This window comes from Streptomyces sp. WY228, assembly GCF_019287315.1.
In the GTDB taxonomy this organism is placed as follows: domain Bacteria; phylum Actinomycetota; class Actinomycetes; order Streptomycetales; family Streptomycetaceae; genus Streptomyces; species Streptomyces caviscabies.
The window spans coordinates 966,569-985,540 of record NZ_CP079114.1 but is presented as its reverse complement, the minus strand read 5'-3'; the positions used below and the strand labels follow the sequence as shown (position 1 = coordinate 985,540).

At 72.6% G+C, this 18,972-nt stretch carries 22 protein-coding genes and 1 riboswitch; of the genes, 12 read left to right on the top strand and 10 right to left on the bottom strand.

All coding sequences use genetic code 11. From position 1 onward, the window contains the following. Nucleotides 1–114: 114 nt before the first annotated feature. The 3 genes from bioD to bioB are packed head-to-tail and all read right to left on the bottom strand — an operon-like array spanning nucleotide 115 to nucleotide 3,451. Nucleotides 115–807, bottom strand: coding sequence for a dethiobiotin synthase (bioD, locus tag KV381_RS03945; protein WP_218784579.1), 693 nt, complete (start codon nucleotides 805–807; stop codon nucleotides 115–117). Between the two features lie 6 nt (nucleotides 808–813). Then, entirely contained in the window at nucleotides 814–2,160 is a 1,347-nt protein-coding gene (locus KV381_RS03940; RefSeq protein WP_218784577.1) for an adenosylmethionine--8-amino-7-oxononanoate transaminase, read from the bottom strand. Further along, complete coding sequence (bioB, locus tag KV381_RS03935) at nucleotides 2,153–3,451, bottom strand: biotin synthase BioB (RefSeq protein ID WP_218784575.1); 1,299 nt, start codon at nucleotides 3,449–3,451, stop codon at nucleotides 2,153–2,155. The genes KV381_RS03940 and bioB overlap by 8 nt, the downstream gene beginning before the upstream one ends. Nucleotides 3,452–3,599: 148 nt before the next feature. On the opposite strand from bioB, the gene KV381_RS03930 reads away from it, so the two are divergent. Continuing rightward, on the top strand, nucleotides 3,600–4,760 hold the full coding sequence (locus KV381_RS03930; protein WP_218784573.1) for an 8-amino-7-oxononanoate synthase: 1,161 nt from the start codon (nucleotides 3,600–3,602) through the stop codon (nucleotides 4,758–4,760). Here the strand turns inward: KV381_RS03930 and KV381_RS03925 are convergent. Continuing rightward, nucleotides 4,753–5,025, bottom strand: a complete 273-nt coding sequence (locus KV381_RS03925; RefSeq protein ID WP_030623939.1) for a DUF397 domain-containing protein — start codon at nucleotides 5,023–5,025, stop codon at nucleotides 4,753–4,755. The genes KV381_RS03930 and KV381_RS03925 overlap by 8 nt on opposite strands. 13 nt (nucleotides 5,026–5,038) lie before the next feature. Further along, nucleotides 5,039–5,905: a helix-turn-helix transcriptional regulator gene (locus KV381_RS03920; RefSeq protein ID WP_218784571.1), complete on the bottom strand. Its 867-nt coding sequence runs from the start codon at nucleotides 5,903–5,905 to the stop codon at nucleotides 5,039–5,041. A 236-nt stretch (nucleotides 5,906–6,141) separates the two neighbouring features. Here KV381_RS03920 and KV381_RS03915 point away from each other — a divergent pair, with 236 nt between their 5' ends. After that, nucleotides 6,142–6,573, top strand: a complete 432-nt coding sequence (locus KV381_RS03915; RefSeq protein WP_030081304.1) for an ATP-binding protein — start codon at nucleotides 6,142–6,144, stop codon at nucleotides 6,571–6,573. Nucleotides 6,574–6,632: 59 nt separating this feature from the next. Here the strand turns inward: KV381_RS03915 and KV381_RS03910 are convergent, their stop codons facing one another. Continuing rightward, the gene (locus KV381_RS03910; protein ID WP_030623946.1) at nucleotides 6,633–7,574 is read right to left on the bottom strand and encodes a LysR family transcriptional regulator; all 942 of its coding nucleotides are present in this window, start codon (nucleotides 7,572–7,574) and stop codon (nucleotides 6,633–6,635) included. Nucleotides 7,575–7,648: 74 nt separating this feature from the next. On the opposite strand from KV381_RS03910, the gene KV381_RS03905 reads away from it, so the two are divergent. After that, the gene (locus KV381_RS03905; protein WP_218784569.1) at nucleotides 7,649–8,296 is read left to right on the top strand and encodes a LysE family translocator; all 648 of its coding nucleotides are present in this window, start codon (nucleotides 7,649–7,651) and stop codon (nucleotides 8,294–8,296) included. A gap of 60 nt (nucleotides 8,297–8,356) precedes the next feature. Here the strand turns inward: KV381_RS03905 and KV381_RS03900 are convergent, their stop codons facing one another. The 3 genes from KV381_RS03900 to KV381_RS03890 form a co-directional block, all read right to left on the bottom strand. Next, nucleotides 8,357–8,827, bottom strand: a complete 471-nt coding sequence (locus tag KV381_RS03900; RefSeq protein ID WP_030081314.1) for a C40 family peptidase — start codon at nucleotides 8,825–8,827, stop codon at nucleotides 8,357–8,359. Between the two features lie 3 nt (nucleotides 8,828–8,830). After that, nucleotides 8,831–9,017: riboswitch (cyclic di-AMP (ydaO/yuaA leader) on the bottom strand. Nucleotides 9,018–9,385: 368 nt separating this feature from the next. After that, nucleotides 9,386–9,691 carry a hypothetical protein gene (locus tag KV381_RS03895; RefSeq protein WP_030081316.1) on the bottom strand — a complete coding sequence of 102 codons (306 nt, stop codon included), beginning with the start codon at nucleotides 9,689–9,691 and terminating at the stop codon, nucleotides 9,386–9,388. Between the two features lie 37 nt (nucleotides 9,692–9,728). Further along, nucleotides 9,729–10,334, bottom strand: coding sequence for an ATP-dependent Clp protease proteolytic subunit (locus KV381_RS03890; RefSeq protein WP_030623952.1), 606 nt, complete (start codon nucleotides 10,332–10,334; stop codon nucleotides 9,729–9,731). 104 nt (nucleotides 10,335–10,438) lie between these two features. On the opposite strand from KV381_RS03890, the gene KV381_RS03885 reads away from it, so the two are divergent. After that, nucleotides 10,439–10,723, top strand: coding sequence for a type II toxin-antitoxin system Phd/YefM family antitoxin (locus KV381_RS03885; RefSeq protein ID WP_218784567.1), 285 nt, complete (start codon nucleotides 10,439–10,441; stop codon nucleotides 10,721–10,723). An 87-nt stretch (nucleotides 10,724–10,810) separates the two neighbouring features. Here KV381_RS03885 and KV381_RS03880 read toward each other — a convergent pair whose 3' ends face one another. After that, nucleotides 10,811–11,800 (bottom strand): ABC transporter permease, encoded by a 990-nt coding sequence (locus KV381_RS03880; RefSeq protein WP_218784565.1) that lies wholly within the window; start codon nucleotides 11,798–11,800, stop codon nucleotides 10,811–10,813. A 128-nt stretch (nucleotides 11,801–11,928) separates the two neighbouring features. Between KV381_RS03880 and KV381_RS03875 the strand changes: the two genes are divergently transcribed. The 8 genes from KV381_RS03875 (at nucleotide 11,929) to KV381_RS03840 (ending at nucleotide 18,947) form a co-directional block, all read left to right on the top strand. After that, nucleotides 11,929–12,549 carry a TetR/AcrR family transcriptional regulator gene (locus tag KV381_RS03875; protein ID WP_193464128.1) on the top strand — a complete coding sequence of 207 codons (621 nt, stop codon included), beginning with the start codon at nucleotides 11,929–11,931 and terminating at the stop codon, nucleotides 12,547–12,549. A gap of 137 nt (nucleotides 12,550–12,686) precedes the next feature. Further along, nucleotides 12,687–12,989 (top strand): urease subunit gamma, encoded by a 303-nt coding sequence (locus KV381_RS03870; RefSeq protein WP_030081323.1) that lies wholly within the window; start codon nucleotides 12,687–12,689, stop codon nucleotides 12,987–12,989. A 13-nt stretch (nucleotides 12,990–13,002) separates the two neighbouring features. Continuing rightward, a complete protein-coding gene (locus KV381_RS03865) occupies nucleotides 13,003–13,314 on the top strand; it encodes an urease subunit beta (protein ID WP_030081324.1) in 312 nt (103 codons plus the stop codon). Then, nucleotides 13,307–15,028 (top strand): urease subunit alpha, encoded by a 1,722-nt coding sequence (locus KV381_RS03860; RefSeq protein ID WP_218784563.1) that lies wholly within the window; start codon nucleotides 13,307–13,309, stop codon nucleotides 15,026–15,028. Before KV381_RS03865 ends, KV381_RS03860 begins: the two co-directional genes overlap by 8 nt. Before the next feature lie 15 nt (nucleotides 15,029–15,043). Continuing rightward, nucleotides 15,044–15,706, top strand: a complete 663-nt coding sequence (locus KV381_RS03855) for an urease accessory protein UreF (protein WP_218784561.1) — start codon at nucleotides 15,044–15,046, stop codon at nucleotides 15,704–15,706. Nucleotides 15,707–15,738: 32 nt separating this feature from the next. Further along, entirely contained in the window at nucleotides 15,739–16,416 is a 678-nt protein-coding gene (gene ureG, locus KV381_RS03850; protein ID WP_218784552.1) for an urease accessory protein UreG, read from the top strand. Next, nucleotides 16,413–17,210 carry an urease accessory protein UreD gene (locus tag KV381_RS03845; protein ID WP_218784549.1) on the top strand — a complete coding sequence of 266 codons (798 nt, stop codon included), beginning with the start codon at nucleotides 16,413–16,415 and terminating at the stop codon, nucleotides 17,208–17,210. Before ureG ends, KV381_RS03845 begins: the two co-directional genes overlap by 4 nt. Before the next feature lie 135 nt (nucleotides 17,211–17,345). Further along, a complete protein-coding gene (locus KV381_RS03840) occupies nucleotides 17,346–18,947 on the top strand; it encodes an alpha/beta hydrolase (protein WP_218784546.1) in 1,602 nt (533 codons plus the stop codon). The last annotated feature ends 25 nt before the right edge of the window (nucleotides 18,948–18,972 follow it).

Here is an 18,972-nt window from a genome sequence, read left to right as displayed (position 1 = left end):
CGTCGAGGAGTGGACGTGACGCTCAAGGAGTGGACGTGACGCTCCTCCACGATTCTCCCCCGGATCGCCCCGGCGGGAATCCCCGAGGACCGCCCGCCGCCACCGCGCGCCCCGTCAGCGCGCGGCCCAGGTCCCGCCGAGCTCCGGAGCCAGCCAACCCGGCGCGCCTTCGGCGAAGTCGGCGCCCGCCAGCGAACCCGCTCCGGCCGGTACCGCGCCCAGCAGCGGGGCTCCGGCCGCCACCGGCAGATCCTCGATGTTGCAGCGGGCCGCGAGGTCCGGCTCCGCGGGCATGCTGCCGATCACGACGCCCCGGCAGCTCAGCCCCCGGTTCCGCAGCGCCTCGGCGGTCAGCGTGGTGGCGTTCAGCGTGCCCAGACCCGCGGGGGCCACCACCAGCACCGGCGCGGACAGCAGCCGGGCCGCGTCCGCGAGCGTGCCGCCCTCGTCGTCGAACCGTACGAGGAGCCCGCCCGCACCCTCCACCAGCACCAGGTCGTGCTCGGTGGCCAGCTTCTCCGCAGCCTCGGCCACCTCGAACGGCCGTACGGGCACGAGTCCCGCCCGCCGGGCGGCCGTGGCCGGGGCCAACGGCTCGGGGAACCGCGCCAGTTCGACAGCGGTGACATGACCGCCCGCCAGCCGCGCCACCTCGGCCGCGTCCCCCGGCTCCCCGGGCGCGAGCCCGGTCTGCGCGGGCTTGAGCACCGCGACCCGGCGTCCCCGCGCGGCGGCCGCCACCGCGGCGGTCACCACGGTCTTGCCGATCTCCGTGCCCGTACCGGACACCACCAGAATCGTCGGCATATCGGCTCAGCCCTCCTGTGCCGCGGCGCACACGGCCCGGCAGATCCGTGCCACGTCCTCGTCGCCCGTGACGTACGGCGGCATCGTGTAGACGAGGTCGCGGAACGGTCGCAGCCACACGCCCTCGCGCACGGCCGCGCGGGTCGCCGCCGCCATGTCCACCTCGTGGTCGAGCTGGACGACCCCGATCGCGCCCAGGACGCGCACGTCCGTCACCCCGGCGATGCCGGAGGCGGCGGCGAGCCCGGAGCGCAGGCCCGCGCCGATCCGTGCCACCTCGCCCTCCCAGTCCTGCCCGAGCAGCAGGTCCACGGAGGCCGAGGCCACCGACGCGGCCAGCGGATTGCCCATGAACGTCGGGCCGTGCGCCAGCACCGGCACCTCGCCGCTGGAGATGCCCTCGGCCACCCGGGTGGTGCACAGCGTCGCCGCCAGCGTGAGATACCCGCCGGTCAGCGCCTTTCCGAGGCACATGACATCCGGTGAGATCCCGGCGTGCCCGGCGGCGAACAGCGTGCCCGTACGCCCGAAACCGGTCGCGATCTCGTCGAGGACGAGCAGGACGTCGTGCTCGTCGCAGGCCTCGCGCAGCACCCGCAGATAGGCGGGGGAGTGGAACCGCATGCCGCCGGCCCCCTGCACCACCGGCTCCACGATGACCGCCGCGAGCTCGTCGGCGTGCGCGGCGATCAGCTCCCTCAGATGCGCGACGTAGGCGGGGTCCGGCTCGGCGTCGAAGCCGTCCGGCGGGGCGTCGGCGAAGACCTGCCGGGGCAGGGCGCCCGACCACAGCTGGTGCATCCCGCCCTCCGGGTCGCACACGGACATCGGCTGCCAGGTGTCCCCGTGGTAGCCCCCGCGCCAGGTCAGCAGCCGCCGCTTGGCCGGACGCCCGGCCGAACGCCAGAACTGCAGGCACATCTTGACCGCGACCTCCACGGAGACGGACCCCGAGTCGGCGAGGAAGACGTGCCTCAGCGGCTCGGGGGTGATCTCCACCAGCCGGGTCGCCAGCCGGACGGCGGGCTCATGGGTGAGCCCGCCGAACATCACATGGCTCATCCGGTCCAGCTGGCCGCGTGCGGCCTCGTTGAGGACCGGGTGGTTGTAACCGTGCACCGCCGACCACCAGGAGGACATGCCGTCCACCAACTCGCTTCGGCCCTCGACGGGTTCGGCGAGCCGGAGCCGTACGCCCGAGGCCGACTCCACGATCAGCGGCTCCTGCCGGCCGGGCATCGGACCGTACGGGTGCCAGACGTGCGCGCGGTCCAGCGCCCGCAGTTCGTCGGGCGTGTACGGCTTCGGCGCGGCGGGCCCCGGGGCGGATCCGGCGGCGTACGGCTCAGGCATTGGGCGCGAGATCCGTTCCCGCACCGCGACGGCGCACCGCCACCAGATCCGTACGCGCCACGCCGCCCGCGTCCGTACGCGCGACCGGGACGTTCTCCCCGGTGGTGTCGGCCCCGGCCTTGGTGTTCGCGACGGCCGCCGGCTCCTGCTCCCCGTGGCCACCGCACGGTCCGCAGCCCCCGCCGCCACCGTGCGAACCGCAGCCACCGGCTCCGGAGGCCTCGTGCGATCCGCAGCCGGATCCCGCCGAGGCGTCCTGCGTACCGCAACCGCCGGCCAGGGCGTCGGCCCGGTGGCGCGGCAGCGTCGTCGTGCCAGCGCCCTCCACCTCGAAACCGGCGTCCGCGATCATGTCCAGGTCGGTCTGGCCGGCCTGGCCCTCGCTCGTCAGGTAGTCACCCAGGAAGATGGAGTTGACCAGGTGGAGCGCCAGCGGCTGCATCGAGCGCAGATGCACCTCACGGCCGCCCGCGAGCCGCACCTCGACGTCGGGGCAGACGAAGCGGACCATCGCCAGGATGCGCAGGCAGCGCTGCGGGGTGAGGTTCCACTCCTTGGCGAGCGGCGTGCCCTCGAACGGGATCAGGAAGTTCACCGGCACCGAGTCCGGGTCCAGGTCCCGCAGCGCGAACACGACGTCGACCAGGTCCTTGTCGCTCTCGCCCATCCCGGCGATCAGCCCGGAACACGCCGAGAGCCCGGCCGCCTGGGCCTGCTGCACGGTCTCCACCCGGTCCGCGTACGTGTGGGTGGTGGTGATCGCCCCGTACGTCTCCTCGGACGTGTTGAGGTTGTGGTTGTACGCGTCGGCGCCCGCCGAACGCAGCCGGTCGGCCTGTCCGTCGGTGAGGAGACCGAGGCAGGCGCAGACCTCGATGCCCTCGTTCTCCTCCTTGATCGCCTCGATGGTCTTCGAGACCCGGTCGACGTCCCGGTCCGTCGGTCCGCGCCCGCTCGCCACCAAACAGACCCGCTTGGCGCCGCCCGCCACCCCGGCGGCGGCGGCCTTGGACGCCTCGTCCGGCTTCAGCCAGGTGTACTTGAGGATCCCGGCCTTCGAACCGAGCCGCTGCGAGCAGTAGGAGCAGTCCTCGGGGCAGAGCCCCGACTTCAGGTTGACCAGATAGTTGAGCTTGACGCGCCGCCCGAACCACTGACGGCGCACCTTCCCGGCGGCGGTCACCACGTCGAGCAGCTCGTCGTCGGAGGTCGCCAGAACGGCGAGCGCTTCTTCGCGGGTCGGCAGTTCGCGCCGCAGCCCCTTGTCCACCAGCGTGTTCAGCAGGTCCATGGAAGATGATCCTTGCTTACCGCACCGCCTCCAGCCAAGGAGGAACCAGACAGGAGACCCCGGCGAGGGTGTGTGTATTGCCACACCCTGACCTGCTGCGCACCCGGCTAGGGTCTGTTGGCTGCCTACAAAGAGAGGGACCCGCCGCATGTCCTTCGCCCCGTTCGACTGGATCGACGCCGAGGCCCGCAGGCGGGCCGACGCAGGACTCGTACGCACGCTGCGTCCGCGCGACGCCGAGCCGGAGCTGCTGGACCTCGCGAGCAACGACTACCTGGGCCTCACCCGGCACCCGGAGGTCACCGCCGCCGCGGCCGCCGCCGCCCACCGCTGGGGAGCGGGCGCCACCGGATCCCGGCTGGTCACCGGCTCCACCGCCCTGCACGCCGAACTCGAACGGGAGCTGGCCGCGTTCTGCGGCTTCGAGGCGGCCCTCGTGTTCTCCTCCGGGTACGCGGCCAACCTGGCCGCGTTGACCGCGCTGTCCGGGCGCGGCTCCCTCATCGTCTCCGACGCGGGCAACCACGCCTCGATCGTGGACGGCTGCCGGCTCTCCCGCGCCGAGACCGCCGTCGTCCCCCATGCCGACCCGGACGCGGTCGCCAAGGCGCTCGGTGCGCACGACGGGCGGGCCCTCGCCGTCACCGACTCGGTCTTCTCCGTCGACGGCGACGCCGCCCCGCTTCCCGCACTGGCCGAGGTCTGCCGCTCCGCGAACGCCGCGCTGCTGGTCGACGACGCCCATGGCCTCGGCGTCCTGGGCGACGGCGGCCGCGGAGCGCTCGCGGCGGCCGGACTGGCGGGCGGCGAGGGGACCGTGGCGACCCTCACCCTGTCCAAGTCCCTGGGCAGCCAGGGCGGAGCGGTCCTGGGGCCCGCCCGGGTCATCGGGCACCTCGTCAACACGGCCCGTACGTTCATCTTCGACACCGGACTCGCCCCGGCGGCGGCCGGCGGCGCGCTCGGCGCCCTCGGAGTGCTGCGCCGGGAGCCCGGGCGGGCGGCCCGCGCCCGTGCGGTCGCCGCCTCGCTGTACGGAAAGCTCACCGCCGCAGGGCTGACCGCGGTCCGGCCCGACGCGGCCGTCGTCTCCGTCCGCGCGCCCTCGGCGGACGCGGCGGTGCGCTGGGCGGCCGACTGCCGTGCGGCCGGGATGGCGGTCGGCTGCTTCCGCCCGCCGTCGGTTCCGGACGGCGTCTCCCGGCTGCGGCTGACCGCGCGCGCCGACCTGACCGAGGAGCAGATCACGGCCGCGGTGGCCACGATCGTCGCCACCGCCCCCCGGCAGGCGGACGCGGACCTCAGCTGACCTGCCGTGGACCGGTTCCGTCCGGCCCGGATCCGTCCGGGGCGAGTCCGGTCACGAACGTGGTCCAGGCCGCCGCCGAGAAACGCAGCGGCGGCCGGTCCACGTCCTTCGAATCCCGTACGGCGAGGAGTGCGCTGCCGAGCCGCGCGGTCTCCACGCAGTTGTTCATCCCGGTCGAGCGGCTGCTGCGCCGCCACTGCGCGGCGGACGGGTTCACGGATGACGACGGCGGCGGTGCGACGGGCGGTGCGAGTCGGTCCGACATGGCGGCGGCCCCCTTAGCTGCGTCTGAAGCTGCGTCTGATCTCGGTGATGAGGTCCTGCGAGCGCTCGGGCGACAACGCGTGAGCCTGCAAAGTGCGGAAGGCCGAGCTGTACGCCTCCAGGTCTTCTCTTCGCTCCAGATAGAGGCTACTCGTCAAGTGGTCAAGAACGACCACATCCAGATCAGAAATGTTCGGAAAGGAGAAGATAACGAAAGGGCCGGTGAGCCCGATGTATCCGCCGACCGAGAACGGCAGCAACTGGAGCTGAACATGAGGCAGTTGGGAAACCTGGAACAGATGGTGCAACTGATCCCGCATCACCTCGGGGCCGCCCACCTCACGATGGAGCACCGCCTCGTCCAGCACGGCGGTGAAGCGCAGCGGCGGGCTCGCGCGCAGCACCCGCTGGCGGGTCAGCCGGACCTCGACCAGCGAGTCGAGCCGGCCGTCCGGTAACCCGTCCAGCGAGGCGCGGGTCACGGCCCGGGCGTATCCGGCGGTCTGAAGCAGTCCCGGCACCACCGAGGTCTCCAGCGTCCGGACCGTACTGGCCTGCGACTCCAGGCTGATGAAGTCGCGGTACTGCGGCGGGATCAGCCCCCGGTAGGCGTGCCACCAGCCCGAACCTCCGCCGCCCGCCGAGCCCGCGAGGACTTCGAGCAGTGAGCGCAACTGGGTGTCGCGCACCGCGTAGACGTCCAGCAGCCGCGACACGTCGGCGGGCGTCACTCCGCTCGCGCCCGTCTCGATACGGCTCACCTTCGACTGGTGCCAGCCGAGCAGCCGCGCCGCGTCCCGGCTGGTCAGCCCGGACGCGTGGCGCAGGCTCCGCAACTCCTCGCCGAGCTTGCGCCGCCGGACGACGGGGCCGTGCAGCATGCCGGTCTCCTCTTCTGCTGTCGGGGAGGGCCGGCCCGTCGCCGGAGCGGCCCGCAGAGGGGCCAGTGTGCCGTCCGTCCACGCCGTGCGGGTCCTGAATTCACCGCTTCGAGCGACAGATATATGCATATCTTGGCCGAACGCCGTTACAGGGAGCTGCATCAATGGCAGTCTGGCGCGAAGCACAATCCTGGCCGACCGCCGGTCGGCCGGGGCGGGAAAGGGACGGCGTCGCCATGGCAGACCATCAGGAAGCAACCGTCACTCTGCCGAGCGATCCGGCCTCGGTCTCCTCGGCCCGCAGATATGTCGCCAGGACCCTGGCCGAATGGGGTCTGCCCGACGACACCGAGTTCGCCGACACCATCCGGCTGATCGTCTCGGAGCTGACCACCAACGCCGTTCAGCACACGTTCGGCCAGTCGCCCACCTTCACCGTGGATCTGCGCCTCGAACGCGACGAGGAGCTGTACGTCGGCGTCACGGACAGTCACCCCCGTTGGCCCCAGCGGCTGCCCGCCGCCGTACGGCAGGACAACGGCCGCGGCATGGTCATCATCCGGACGCTGGCCAAGGAGCGCGGCGGGCGGCTCCAGGTCACCCCGACCGCCGAGGGCGGCAAGACGGTCTGGATCGCACTCCCGTGGGTCGTCCCGGTCCAGGGCTGACCCCGGAACGGCCCGGGACCGGCCCCGCCGGCCGATGGCGGGGCCCGGCCCCGGGCTGTTCAGCCCTGCGGGGGCCGGTTCGCCGCCGGGCCCGTGCTTCCCCGGCCGAATCCGCTGCGCAGCAGCGCGAGCAGCGTCGCGGCCGCGGCGGTCGACCGCTCGCCCCGGTGCACGACCGAGATGGTCCGGCGGAACGAGGCCGGCTCCAGCCGCCGCACCGACAGCGGGGCCGCCGCCATCGAGGCGACCATCTCCGGCACCACCGCCACCCCGAGCCCCGCGCTGACCAGCGCGCACACCAGCGCGTATCCGGGCGACTCGCAGACCACCGCGGGCGTCGCCCCGGCCTCGGCGAGCGCGTTCTCCACGCCGCGCCGGGGCGGATGGGTGGGCGCGCTGCTGATCAGCGGCCGCCCGGCCAGTTCGGTGACCGGCAGCCGGCCGGTGCCCTCGGCGAGCCGGTGGCCCACCGAGGTGACCAGCACGAGCTCCTCGACCAGCAGGGGTTCGACGAGGACGCCGACCGGCGCGGGACCCGTCGTCGCCGGTTCGTAGGCGTGCGTCAGGGCGAGGTCCACCTCGCCCGCGACCAGCGCGGCGATCCCGCCGGGCGGTTCGTAGTCGGCGACGGCCAGCTCGACCTCCGGATGAGCCCGCCGGAACGCGCTCAGGACCGGCGGCAGCAGATGGATCCCGGCCGTCGTGAACGTGCCCACCCGCAGTCTGCCGCCCGAGAGGCCGGCCAGCCGCGCCAGCTCGTGCCGCGCCTGGTCCAGCTCGTCCAGGACCCGCCGGGCCCGGCCCGCCAGCAGCTCACCCGCCGCCGTCAGCCGCGCCCCGCGATGGTGGCGCACCAGCAGCGCCGCCCCGGCCTCCCGCTCCAGCTTGGCGAGCTGCTGGGAGAGCGCGGGCGCGGTGTAGCCCAGGCGGGCGGCGGCCCGGGTGATCGAACCGGCCTCCGCCACCGCCACGAGTGCCGCGAGCCGTGTCGGGTCGTACATGAAAGCGTTCCTTTAGGCAGACCCAGAAGATTGCAAGTACACGCTAAAGGCTCCGCAGGTCCAAGGTGGACCTCATGGACGCACAACTGATCGCCTTCACGGGGGTCGCCGCCGGGATGGTCGCGCTGCCCGGCGCCGACTTCACCGTCGTCGTACGCAACGCCCTGGCCTCGCGCACCGCCGGCCTGGCCACCGCGCTGGGCGTCGCCGGAGGTCTGCTGGTGCACACCGCGCTCGCGGTCGCCGGACTCGCCGCGGTGCTCGTGACGATGCCGGTGCTCTTCCGCACCGTCCAGCTGCTCGGCGGCGCGTACGTGCTCTACCTCGGGATCAGCGCGCTGTACGCGATCCGGCGTCGCCGCCCGGGGAGCGGCGACGCGGCGCCCGAGGACGCGCCGGGGCGGCCCGTGCCCCGGGAGTTCGGGCGCGCGCTGCGCCAGGGGTTCCTGACCAACGCGCTCAACCCGAAGGCCCCGGTCCTCTTCCTCAGCCTGCTGCCGCAGTTCGTGCCCCACGGCCGGCCGCCGCTGCCCAGGACCCTGCTGCTCGCGGCCCTCGTGGTGGTGCTGGCGCTGATCTGGTTCCCGGCCGTCGCCCTGCTCGTGGACCGGCTGGGCCGGTGGCTGCGCCGCCCGCGTACCGCCCGCGCCATCGAGGGCGGCAGCGGTGTGGCGCTCACCGGTCTGGGGCTCGCGCTGGTCACCGGCCCGCTGGTGCGCTGAGACCGGACGCCCTGTCCGCGAGGAGGGGCGCCCGCACGGAAAGAGCGTCCGGCCGGTGGGTCAGCGGACCCGTCCGTACCAGACGCTCTTGGACCAGATTTTCGCCAGTCGCACCACGTCCCCCGATTTGGGGGAGTGCCAGATCTTCCCGGCCCCGGCGTAGATGCCCACGTGGTAGACGCTGCGCCCCGAATGGAAGAAGACGAGGTCGCCGCGTTTCCGCTGCGACTTGGGGATATGGCGGGTCTTGTTGTACTGCTGCTGTGCCGTGCGGGGGAGCTTCTTCCCGGCCTTCTTGAACGAATACAGCGTCAGCCCCGAACAGTCGAAGCGACTGGGGCCGGATGCTCCGTACTTGTAGGGAGCCCCCTTCTTCGACGCGGCCACCTTCAGGGCCTTCGTCGAGTGGGTGGCGGCCTCGGCGTCGCTCACCAGGCCGGGCGCCAGCATCGTGGACGTCACGGCCAGAGTGAGTACCGAGGCCGTGCCGACCCGGGCGAACAGAGACGGGACATGAACCTGCGCAGACATGCGCAACCCTTCGTCAGCCGCCTGTGAAGGATGACCTGTCGGGTTCGGGCTGGCGAAGTTGCCCGGCCGCTTGACGCGGCTTCACCCCGAGGGCTTCCCGGTCTCCCGGGCGGCCCGTTGTGCTCGGGTCCTCCACTCCTGCCGATCCACTTCTGTCGACCAGTCATCCGGGCGGCGGCAGGACTCGGCGTCCGCCCGGACCGCCCCGCCGCGGTGGCGGGGGCTTGTCGTCTCAGGGATCTTGACGCACCCGGTGCCGGATTTCCGAGCTGAAACGACGGTTTGTGAGTCTCCTCACCACTGATCCATTCAGGTGGACAGGTCGGATTCGCGCTCGTCCGCGAGCCGGGCGCACACCCTCGTACCAGCGACGAAACGGCACATTTCGAGTACGGGCCGCGCGCCGGACGCAAGTTGGGCCGTCGCTCGCGCGGGTGATCGCCTACGCCGAACGAGCGAGGGAAATTGATCGCGCGATCGGGCGTGTCGTGCGGCGGGTCGACCGGTCCGCTCCCGTAAGGCGCTCCCGGTGCGCCGGGCGGTTCGGTTCACCTCGGTTCAGGTCGCCGGCGGCGGCATCGCGACCCGGCCCGCCCTGCGCTCCCCGTCCAGGACGCGCAGGGCCCGCGCCAGGGTGGCGGCGTGGATCCGCGACTCGCCGCGCTCGTGCATCAGGGCCAGGGCGTCGCGCAGGGCGGCCGCCCGGGAGGCCAGGGCCTGGGCGGCCCGCAGCGCGCTGTAGGTGTCGCCGCCGTGGGCCGGGTTGATCCGGCCCACCTGGTCGAGCACGGCCAGATAGCAGTCGACGAACTCGCCCTCGGCGCGCGTCAGCGCGGGCAGGGGCGGGAACTCGGGTGGTTCCATCAACGGTTCACCTCGCGTCGTACGCCGGCCGGGAGTGTCAGCGGTTCTCCACGACGTGGTCGACCAGCCCGTAGGCGAGGGCGGCCTTCGCGTCGAGGATGGTGTCGCGCTCGATGTCGGCGGTGATGCGCTCCGCGGTCTGCTCCGTGTGCCGGACCAGCATGGCCGCGAACATCTCGCGGGTGCGCACCAGTTCGCGCGCGTGGATCTCCAGGTCGGACGGCTGGCCCCGCATCGGCTCCTCCAGTGCGGGCTGCTGAATGACTACCCGCGCCCCGGGCAGCGCATGTCGCCGCCCCTTCGCCCCGGCCGCCAGCAGGGCCGCCGCGTACGAACCGGCCTGCCCCAGGCAGAAGGTCTCCACCTCGCAGGTCAGGAACCGCATCGTGTCGTAGACCGCCGCCATCGCCTGGAACGAGCCGCCGGGGGAGTTGATGTAGAGCGACAGGGGCCGGTCCGGATCGGCGTGCTCCAGATACATGAGCTGGGCGATGAGGTCGCCCGCCGCCGTGTCGTCGATCGGGGTCCCGAGGAAGACGATCCGCTCGGACAGCAGCTTGGAGTACGGGTCCAGCGTCCGGGTTCCGGTCGCGGTGCGCTCGGTGAACTCGGGCAGTACGTAGCGGGCGGCGGGGCGGATCATGGCGTGCCTCTCTCCTGGAACTGACCATCCGTCTGTCCGTCCGTCAGCCCGTCCGGCTGTGCGTAAAAAATGTACAGGACGTACAGAAGGTTATGATGGGGACTATGGCCTACGAGATTCCGGTGACGCAAGCACGGGCGGAGCTAGCCGAACTGATCAACCGCGTCGTCTACGGCGGTGAACGCGTGGTGGTGACGCGGCACGGCAAACCGCTCATCGCGCTGGTATCCGCCGCTGACCTGCAACGACTTGAAGCGGACGAGGCGGCTGCCGAGGAGCAGGTGATCAGTTCGGTCTCCTCGATCGGCTCCGCGCCCTCCGCTCAGGGCGAACGGCGCGGGTTCGGCATCGCCGCCGAGCACCGCCCCCACGACGGCCGCGACACCTGACGCCCGACCGCCCCGCGACAGCACGGAGCCGGGCACCCTCCCGCGGGAGGGGTGCCCGGCTCCGTCCGTACGAACGTGGGCCCGTGCTCAGCCGGTCAGGGCCGGCTCCCGGGCGGGCCCGGTGGGCGTCGGCGCGGCGGGCTTCGGCGTCCGCCGGGCGAGCAGTACCGCCGCCAGGCCGAACAGCGACCACAGTGAGAGCGTCAGCGCCGCGCCGCCCGCCGCACTGCCGTCGAAGAACGCGACCGAGCGCAGCAGCGAACCGCCCGCGCCCGGCGGAAGCCACTGGCCGATCGCGCCGACGGGCTCGGGCAGCAGCTGCGGCGCGCTGGTGACGCCGGAGAAGGAGTTGCCCAGCAGAACCATCAGCAGTGCGCCGATGCCGATGCCGCGCGGCCCGAACAGGGCGGCGAGCCCCGCCACCGCCGAACCGATGGCCAGCACGGTGAGCGCGAGCACGCCCGCCTCCGTCCACCAGTCGCCCGTGATCACGCCGAGCCAGCTGTGCGCCACGGCCGTGGCGGCGAGGCCCACCAGTGCGGCCGACCCGACGAGGGTCAGTGCGGCCCGCACCCCGCGCAGCCCCATCAGCGTGACGACGGCTCCGGCCGCCATGCCCGCCAGGGCCAGCGGCAGGACGCTCGCGCCGAGCGCGCTGCCCCGGGGGTCGCCGGGCGGCGCGGCGACCACATCGGTGACCTGGACCCGCGTGCCCTCCGGAACGGACGTGGTCACGGCCTCGCGCAGCAGCTGGGAGACGACCGGGCTCGCCGCCGACGCGGTGAGCAGGTGCGGACCCTGCGGGGTGGCGACGACGGCTCCGTATACGACCCGGTCCTCGATCGCGGCGCGGGCGGCGGCCTCGTCGTCGAAGCGGTGCACCTCGAAGGCGCCGTCGCGCTGCTGGAACCGCTGCTCCAGCTGCTGGGCGGCCGGCGCCGCGCCCGCCACCCCGACCGGGAGGTCGCGCGGCGCGATCCGGGCGGCGGGCCAGGCGAAGGCCCAGAGGGCGAGCGTCACCATCAGCGGGATCAGCAGGACTACCGCCACCGCGCAGCGGTTGGGTGCGGTGGGCATGAGGGGCCTCGATTCGTGCGGCTCAGCGGAGGGTTTTGAGAGAAGGATCGTTCGTTTTACGGTCTGGTCCCACTGTCCGGACGTCGCGTTCGATTGTCAAGAAGGAATGTTCGTTTTAGATTGAGGTCATGGCACGCGTATCCCAGGAACACCTCGACGCCCGCCGTCGCCAGATCCTCGGCGGCGCGGCGCGCTGCTTCGCCCGCAACGGCTTCCACGGCACGTCCATGCAGGACGTCCTCAAGGAGGCGGGCCTCTCCGCCGGAGCGGTCTACCGCTACTTCCCGGGCAAGGAGGACATCATCGCGGCCATCACCGAGGAGACCTTCGCCGTCATCCGCGGCGCCTTCGAGGAAGCGGCCCGCACGGCGCCGCCGCCCACTCCGGACGCGCTGCTCGGCAAGGTGCTGGGCGGAGTGCTCGCGGGGCAGGTGCACGGACTGGAGCGCCGGATCTTCGCCGCGCTCGTCGTCCAGCTCTGGTCGGAGACGCTGCGCGACGAACGGCTCGCCGCACTGCTCGACGAGGGGTACGCCACCATGCGCGTCGCCTGGGCGAAACTCGTCGACGCCTACCGCTCCGCCGGGATCCTGGAGAGCGACGTGCCCGCCGACCATGTGGCGCGAACGATGATCGCGACGGCGCAGGGCTTCATCGTGCAGGAGGCGCTCTTCGGGGACGTACGCCCGGAAGTGCTGGCGAACGGGTTGCGCGGACTCATGTCCATGAACCCGCAAAAGATCAGTTAACGCAACGGAAAAACTTCCGCCCTAACGTGCAATGCATGGTCGCGAGACCGTCATCCCCGTTCAACGGATTGTTGAACGGGGATAAGGTCCCGCTGCGTCCGGAGCCGGAGCCGGACGGAAGACGATGAGGTGGAAGCGTGCAACTGACCCCGCACGAGCAGGAACGTCTGCTCATCCATGTGGCCGCCGACGTGGCCGAGAAGCGCCGGGCACGCGGGCTGAAGCTCAATCACCCCGAGGCCGTCGCCCTGATCACCGCCCATCTCCTGGAAGGCGCCCGGGACGGCCGCACCGTCGCCGAACTCATGGCGTCCGGCCGCAAACTGCTCACCCGTGACGAGGTCATGGACGGCATCCCCGAGATGCTCCACGACGTCCAGGTCGAGGCCACCTTCCCCGACGGCACGAAGCTCGTCACCGTCCACGACCCGATCGTCTGACGGGGGAGCGCCGATGATTCCCGGAGAGATCCTGTACGGCGACGGGGACATCCCCCTCAACGAGGGGCGGGCGGTCACCCGCCTCACCGTCCTCAACGCCGCCGACCGCCCCGTCCAGGTCGGCTCCCACTACCACTTCGCCGAGGCCAACCCCGGACTGCGCTTCGACCGCGCCGCCGCCCACGGTCTGCGGCTGAACATCGCGGCCGGCACGGCGGTCCGCTTCGAACCCGGCATCCCCGCCGACGTCGAACTCGTCCCCCTCGCCGGCCGCCGCGTCGTCCCCGGCCTGCGCGGCGAAACCGGAGGTTCCCTCGATGCCTGACCTCAAGCGAGCGGTGTACGCCGACCTGTTCGGGCCCACCACCGGCGACCGGATCCGGCTCGCCGACACCGATCTGCTCGTCGAGATCGAGGAGGACCGCTCCGGCGGCCCCGGACACGCGGGCGACGAGGCGGTGTTCGGCGGCGGCAAGGTGATCCGGGAGTCGATGGGCCAGGCCCGCACCACCCGGGCCGAAGGCGCGCCCGACACCGTCATCACCGGGGCCGTCGTCATCGACCACTGGGGCATCGTCAAGGCCGACATCGGCATCCGGGACGGCCGGATCACCGGCATCGGCAAGGCCGGCAACCCGGACACCATGGACGGCGTCCACCCCGACCTGGTGATCGGCCCCGAGACCGAGATCATCGCGGGCAACGGGAAGCTGCTCACCGCCGGAGCGGTCGACGCCCACGTCCACTTCATCTCGCCCACCCTCGTCGACCAGGCGCTCTCCAGCGGCATCACCACCCTCGTCGGCGGCGGCACCGGCCCCGCCGAGGGCACCAAGGCCACCACCATCACCCCCGGACCCTGGCACCTCGCCCGGATGTTCGAGGCGCTGGAGACCTTCCCGGTCAACATCGGGCTGCTCGGCAAGGGCAACACGATGTCGCAGGACGCCATGCACTCCCAACTGCGCGGCGGCGCACTGGGATTCAAGATCCACGAGGACTGGGGCGCCACGCCCGCCGTCATCGACGCCTGCCTCACCGTCTGCGAGCGGACCGGCGCGCAGCTCGCCATCCACACGGACACCCTCAACGAGGCCGGATTCGTCGCCGACACCCTCGCCGCCATCGCCGGCCGGACGATCCACGCGTACCACACCGAAGGAGCGGGCGGCGGGCACGCGCCCGACATCATCAGCGTGGTCTCCGAGCCGTACGTCCTGCCCAGCTCGACCAACCCCACCCGGCCGCACACCGTCAACACCATCGAGGAACACCTCGACATGCTGATGGTCTGCCACCACCTGAACCCCGCCGTCCCCGAGGACCTGGCCTTCGCGGAGTCCCGGATCCGGCCCTCCACCATCGCGGCCGAGGACATCCTGCACGACCTCGGCGCGATCTCGATCATCTCCTCCGACTCCCAGGCCATGGGCCGCATCGGCGAGGTGATCCTGCGGACCTGGCAGACCGCCCATGTGATGAAGAAGCGGCGCGGAGCCCTGCTCGGCGACGGCCGGGCCGACAACCACCGGGTCCGTCGCTATGTCGCCAAATACACCATCAACCCGGCCGTCGCCCAGGGCATGGGCGGCGAGATCGGCTCCGTGGAGACCGGCAAGCTCGCCGACCTCGTCCTCTGGGACCCGGCGTTCTTCGGCGTCAAACCGCAGACCGTCATCAAGGGCGGTCAGATCGCGTACGCGCAGATGGGCGACGCCAACGCCTCCATCCCGACGCCCCAGCCGGTGATGCCCCGGCCGATGTTCGGCGCCCTGGGGCGGGCGGCGGCCCACAGCTCGTTCAACTTCGTCTCCGCCGCCGCGATCGAGGACGGACTGCCCGAACGGCTCGCCCTGGACAAGCGGTTCACGCCGATCACCAGCACCCGTGGGGTCACCAAGGCGGACATGCGGGAGAACGACGCGGTGCCGCGCGTCCACGTCGACCCCGACAGCTTCGCCGTCACCATCGACGGCGATCCGGTCGAGCCCGCTCCGGCGGCGGAACTGCCCATGGCCCAGCGCTACTTCCTCTTCTGAGAGCCGGTCGCAGCCATGTCACGCGCAGCCCTCCTCGTCCTCGCCGACGGCCGGTTCCCCGCCGGCGGCCACGCCCACTCGGGCGGCGCCGAACCGGCCGTCGCCGAAGGCCGCGTCCGGGACGCCGACTCCCTCGCCGCCTTCTGCCGGGGCCGGCTGCACACCGCGGGCCTCACCGCCGCCGCCCTCGCTGCGGCGGCGGCCTACGGCCTCGACCCGCTCGCCCTGGACGAGGCCGCCGACGCCCGTACGCCCGCGCCGGCCCTGCGGGCCACCGCCCGGAAGCTGGGCCGGCAGATGATGCGGGCCGCCCGCGCCACCTGGCCGAGCCCCGAACTGGACGCGCTCGCCCGGGCCCGGCCGCGCGGCGCCCACCAGCCCGTCGTCCTCGGGCTCACCGCACGGGCGGCCGGCCTGGGCCCCGTGGACGCCGCGCACTGTGTCGCGTACGAGACCGTCAGCGGCCCCGCCACCGCGGTCGTCCGCCTCCTCTCCCTCGACCCCTTCCACGCCACCGCCGTCCTGGCCCGGCTCGCCCCCGAGCTGGACCGGGTGGCCGAACAGGCCGCCGAGGCAGCCCGGCAGGGCATCGACGCCCTGCCCGCCGCCTCCGCACCGCTCCTCGACATCACCGCCGAGGCGCACGCCGCCTGGCCGGTCCGCCTCTTCGCCTCGTAAGACCTTCCGCCCGACCACCCCAGGGAGCCCCCATGCACCTCGGCCACACCCACGAAGGCCCCGCCGCCGTCAGCGCCGACGCCACCCGCCCCGACGGCACCCGGCGCGCCCTGCGCATCGGCCTCGGCGGACCCGTCGGCTCCGGCAAGACGGCCACCGTCGCCGCCCTCTGCCGCGAACTGCGCGACCGGATCTCCATCGCCGTCGTCACCAACGACATCTACACCCGCGAGGACGCCGACTTCCTCCTGAACAACGCCGTCCTGCCGCCCGAGCGGATCCAGGCCGTCGAGACCGGCGCCTGCCCGCACACCGCGATCCGCGACGACATCTCCGCCAACCTCGAAGCGGTCGAGGACCTGGAGGACGCGGTCGGCCCGCTCGACCTGATCCTCGTCGAGTCCGGTGGCGACAACCTCACCGCCACCTTCTCCAAGGGCCTGGTCGACGCGCAGATCTTCGTCATCGACGTCGCGGGCGGCGACGACATCCCGCGCAAGGGCGGCCCCGGCGTCACCACCGCCGACCTCCTCGTCGTCAACAAGACCGACCTCGCCCCCTACGTCGGCTCCGACCTGGAGCGGATGGCCCTGGACGCCAAGAAGCAGCGCGGTGAACTCCCCGTCGCCTTCACCTCGCTGACCTCGGCCGAGGGCGTCGGACCGGTCGCCGACTGGGTGCGCGCACAGCTCGCCGCCTGGACCGCGTGAGCGTCCGCTCAAGGGCCCGGCTGCGCGCCGAGCCCGACGGCCGCGGCGGCACCGCGCTGCCCGTCCTGGAGAGCGACGGCCCGCTCGCCCTGCGCCGCACCCGCTCCCCACGGGCCGCGTACGCCCGGGTCACCGTCGTCGGCGCGATGAGCGCCCCGCTCAACGGCGACCGCCTCGCCATCGAGGCCGAGGTAGCCGACGGCGCGCGCCTCACCGTCGACGCGGCGGCGGCCACCGTCGCCCTCCCGGGCCCCCGGACGGACGCCGAGCCGTCCACGTACACCGTGGACCTGACCGTGGGGGAGAGGGCGGTCCTGCACTGGCTGCCCGAACAGCTCGTCTCCGCCCACGGCAGCGACCTGCACCAGACCACCCGGGTCCGGCTCGCCCCCACCGCACGCCTCCTGCTGCGCGAGGAGCAGATCCTCGGCCGGCACGGCGAGCCCACCGGCGCGCTCACCACCCGGCTCACCGTCCACCGCGCGGGCCGCCCGCTCCTGGACCAGCAACTGGCCTACGGGCCCGGCGCCCCCGGAGGCTGGGACGGCCCCGCCGTCCTCGGCGGCCACCGGGCCGTCGGCCAACTCCTCCTCGCCGACCCGGCCTTCGAGGACGCCCCGCTCCCCGCCCGCCTCCTCGGACCCACCGCCGCCCTCACCCCGCTCGCCGGACCCGCCGTCCTGGTGACCGCGGTGGCCGCCGACGCCCGCCTGCTGCGCGGAATCCTGGACGGGGCGACGCGCGAACTGCTGGACGGGCTCAAGAACCGCTTCGAGGAAGGCTTCGACGACTGAGTCCGCTCAGCGAACTTCCTTCACCGGTTATGGGTTCGGTAAAGAAACAGGTGTACGACCTGGCCCCGGGCGCCCCACAGACGAAAGGATCCCCGCGACGTACCGATGACCACGCCGCCCTCGGCGGCGGATCGGATGAAGGGGGAGATTCACGTGAGACGTACAACGGTGCTCGGCTCGGCCGGGGCTCTCGTCGCGGGCACGCTCATAGCGGGGGCGATGGCCGCGCCCGCCGCGAACGCCGGCGGCCGCCACCACGGCCGGGGCGACGCGGAGGCGCGCGGGGTCGCCCTCGCGGCACAGCGGGCGGCGGAGACCGGGATCGACTGGAAGGACTGCCCGGAGGACTGGGGCCTGACCGCCCCCATCCAGTGCGGCCGGGTGACGGTGCCGCTCGACTACGCGAAGCCGAACGGCAAGAAGATCAAGATCGCCGTCGACCGGCATGTCAGCACCGGCACGAAGCGCGAGCGGCAGGGCGCCCTGCTCTACAATCCGGGCGGCCCCGGCGGCTCCGGACTGCGCTTCCCGACCCGGGTCACCACCAAGAACCCGCTCTGGACGAAGACCGCGAAGGCGTACGACTTCGTCGGCTTCGACCCGCGCGGCGTCGGCCGCTCGGCCCCGATCTCCTGCGTGGACCCGCAGGAGTTCGTCAAGGTCCCCAAGGCCGACCCGGTCCCCGACAGCGAGGCCGACAAGCGCGCCCAGCGCAAGCTGGCCCGTGAGTACGCCGAGGGGTGCGGCGAGCGCAGCGGTGCGATGCTGCCGCACATGACGACGCCCAACTCGGCACGCGACCTGGACGTCATCCGGGCCGCGCTCGGGGAGAAGAAGCTCAACTTCATCGGCGTCTCCTACGGCACTTACCTGGGCGCCGTCTACGGCACGCTCTTCCCGACCCACGTACGGCGCATGGTCGTCGACAGCGTGGTCGGCCCCTCGCGGAAGAACATCTGGTACCGGGCGAACCTGAACCAGAACATCGCCTTCCAGGCACGCTGGGACGACTGGAAGGCGTGGGTCGCGAAGCACGACTCCGTCTACGGCATCGGCGACACCCCGCAGAAGGTCGAGAAGGCCTGGCTGGAGCTGCGGGCCGCCGCCAAGAAGGAGCCCATCGGGGGCGTTCTCGGCCCCGCCGAGCTCATCGGCTTCTTCCAGAGCGCGCCGTACTACGACTCCGCCTGGGCCCCCACCGCCCAGACCTGGAGCGCCTACCGGGCCGGTGACACCCAGGCCCTGATCGACGCCGCGGCCCCCGACATGAGCGACCTCGCGGGCAACGCCGCCGCCGAGAACGGCAACGCGGTCTACAACGCCGTCGAGTGCGCCGACGCCCGGTGGCCCACCGACTGGCGCACCTGGGACCGGGACAACACCCGGCTGCACCGGAAGTATCCGTTCATGACGTGGGCCAACGCCTGGATGAACCTGCCCTGCGCCACCTGGCCGGCCAAGCAGCGGACCCCGCTGGACGTGAGGACCCGCAAGGGCCTGCCACCCGTCCTGATCGTGCAGTCCACCCGCGACGCCGCCACCCCGTACGCGGGTGCGGTCGAGCTGCACAAGCGGTTCAAGGGATCCCGGCTCATCACCGAGAAGGATGCCGGCTCCCACGGCGTCACCGGACTGGTCAACCCCTGCGTCAACGACCGGGTGGACACCTACCTGCTCACCGGGAAGACCGGCCGGCACGATGTGACGTGCACCCCGCACGCCACACCGAAGCCGTAAGGACGCCCCGGAGGCGTACGACCGG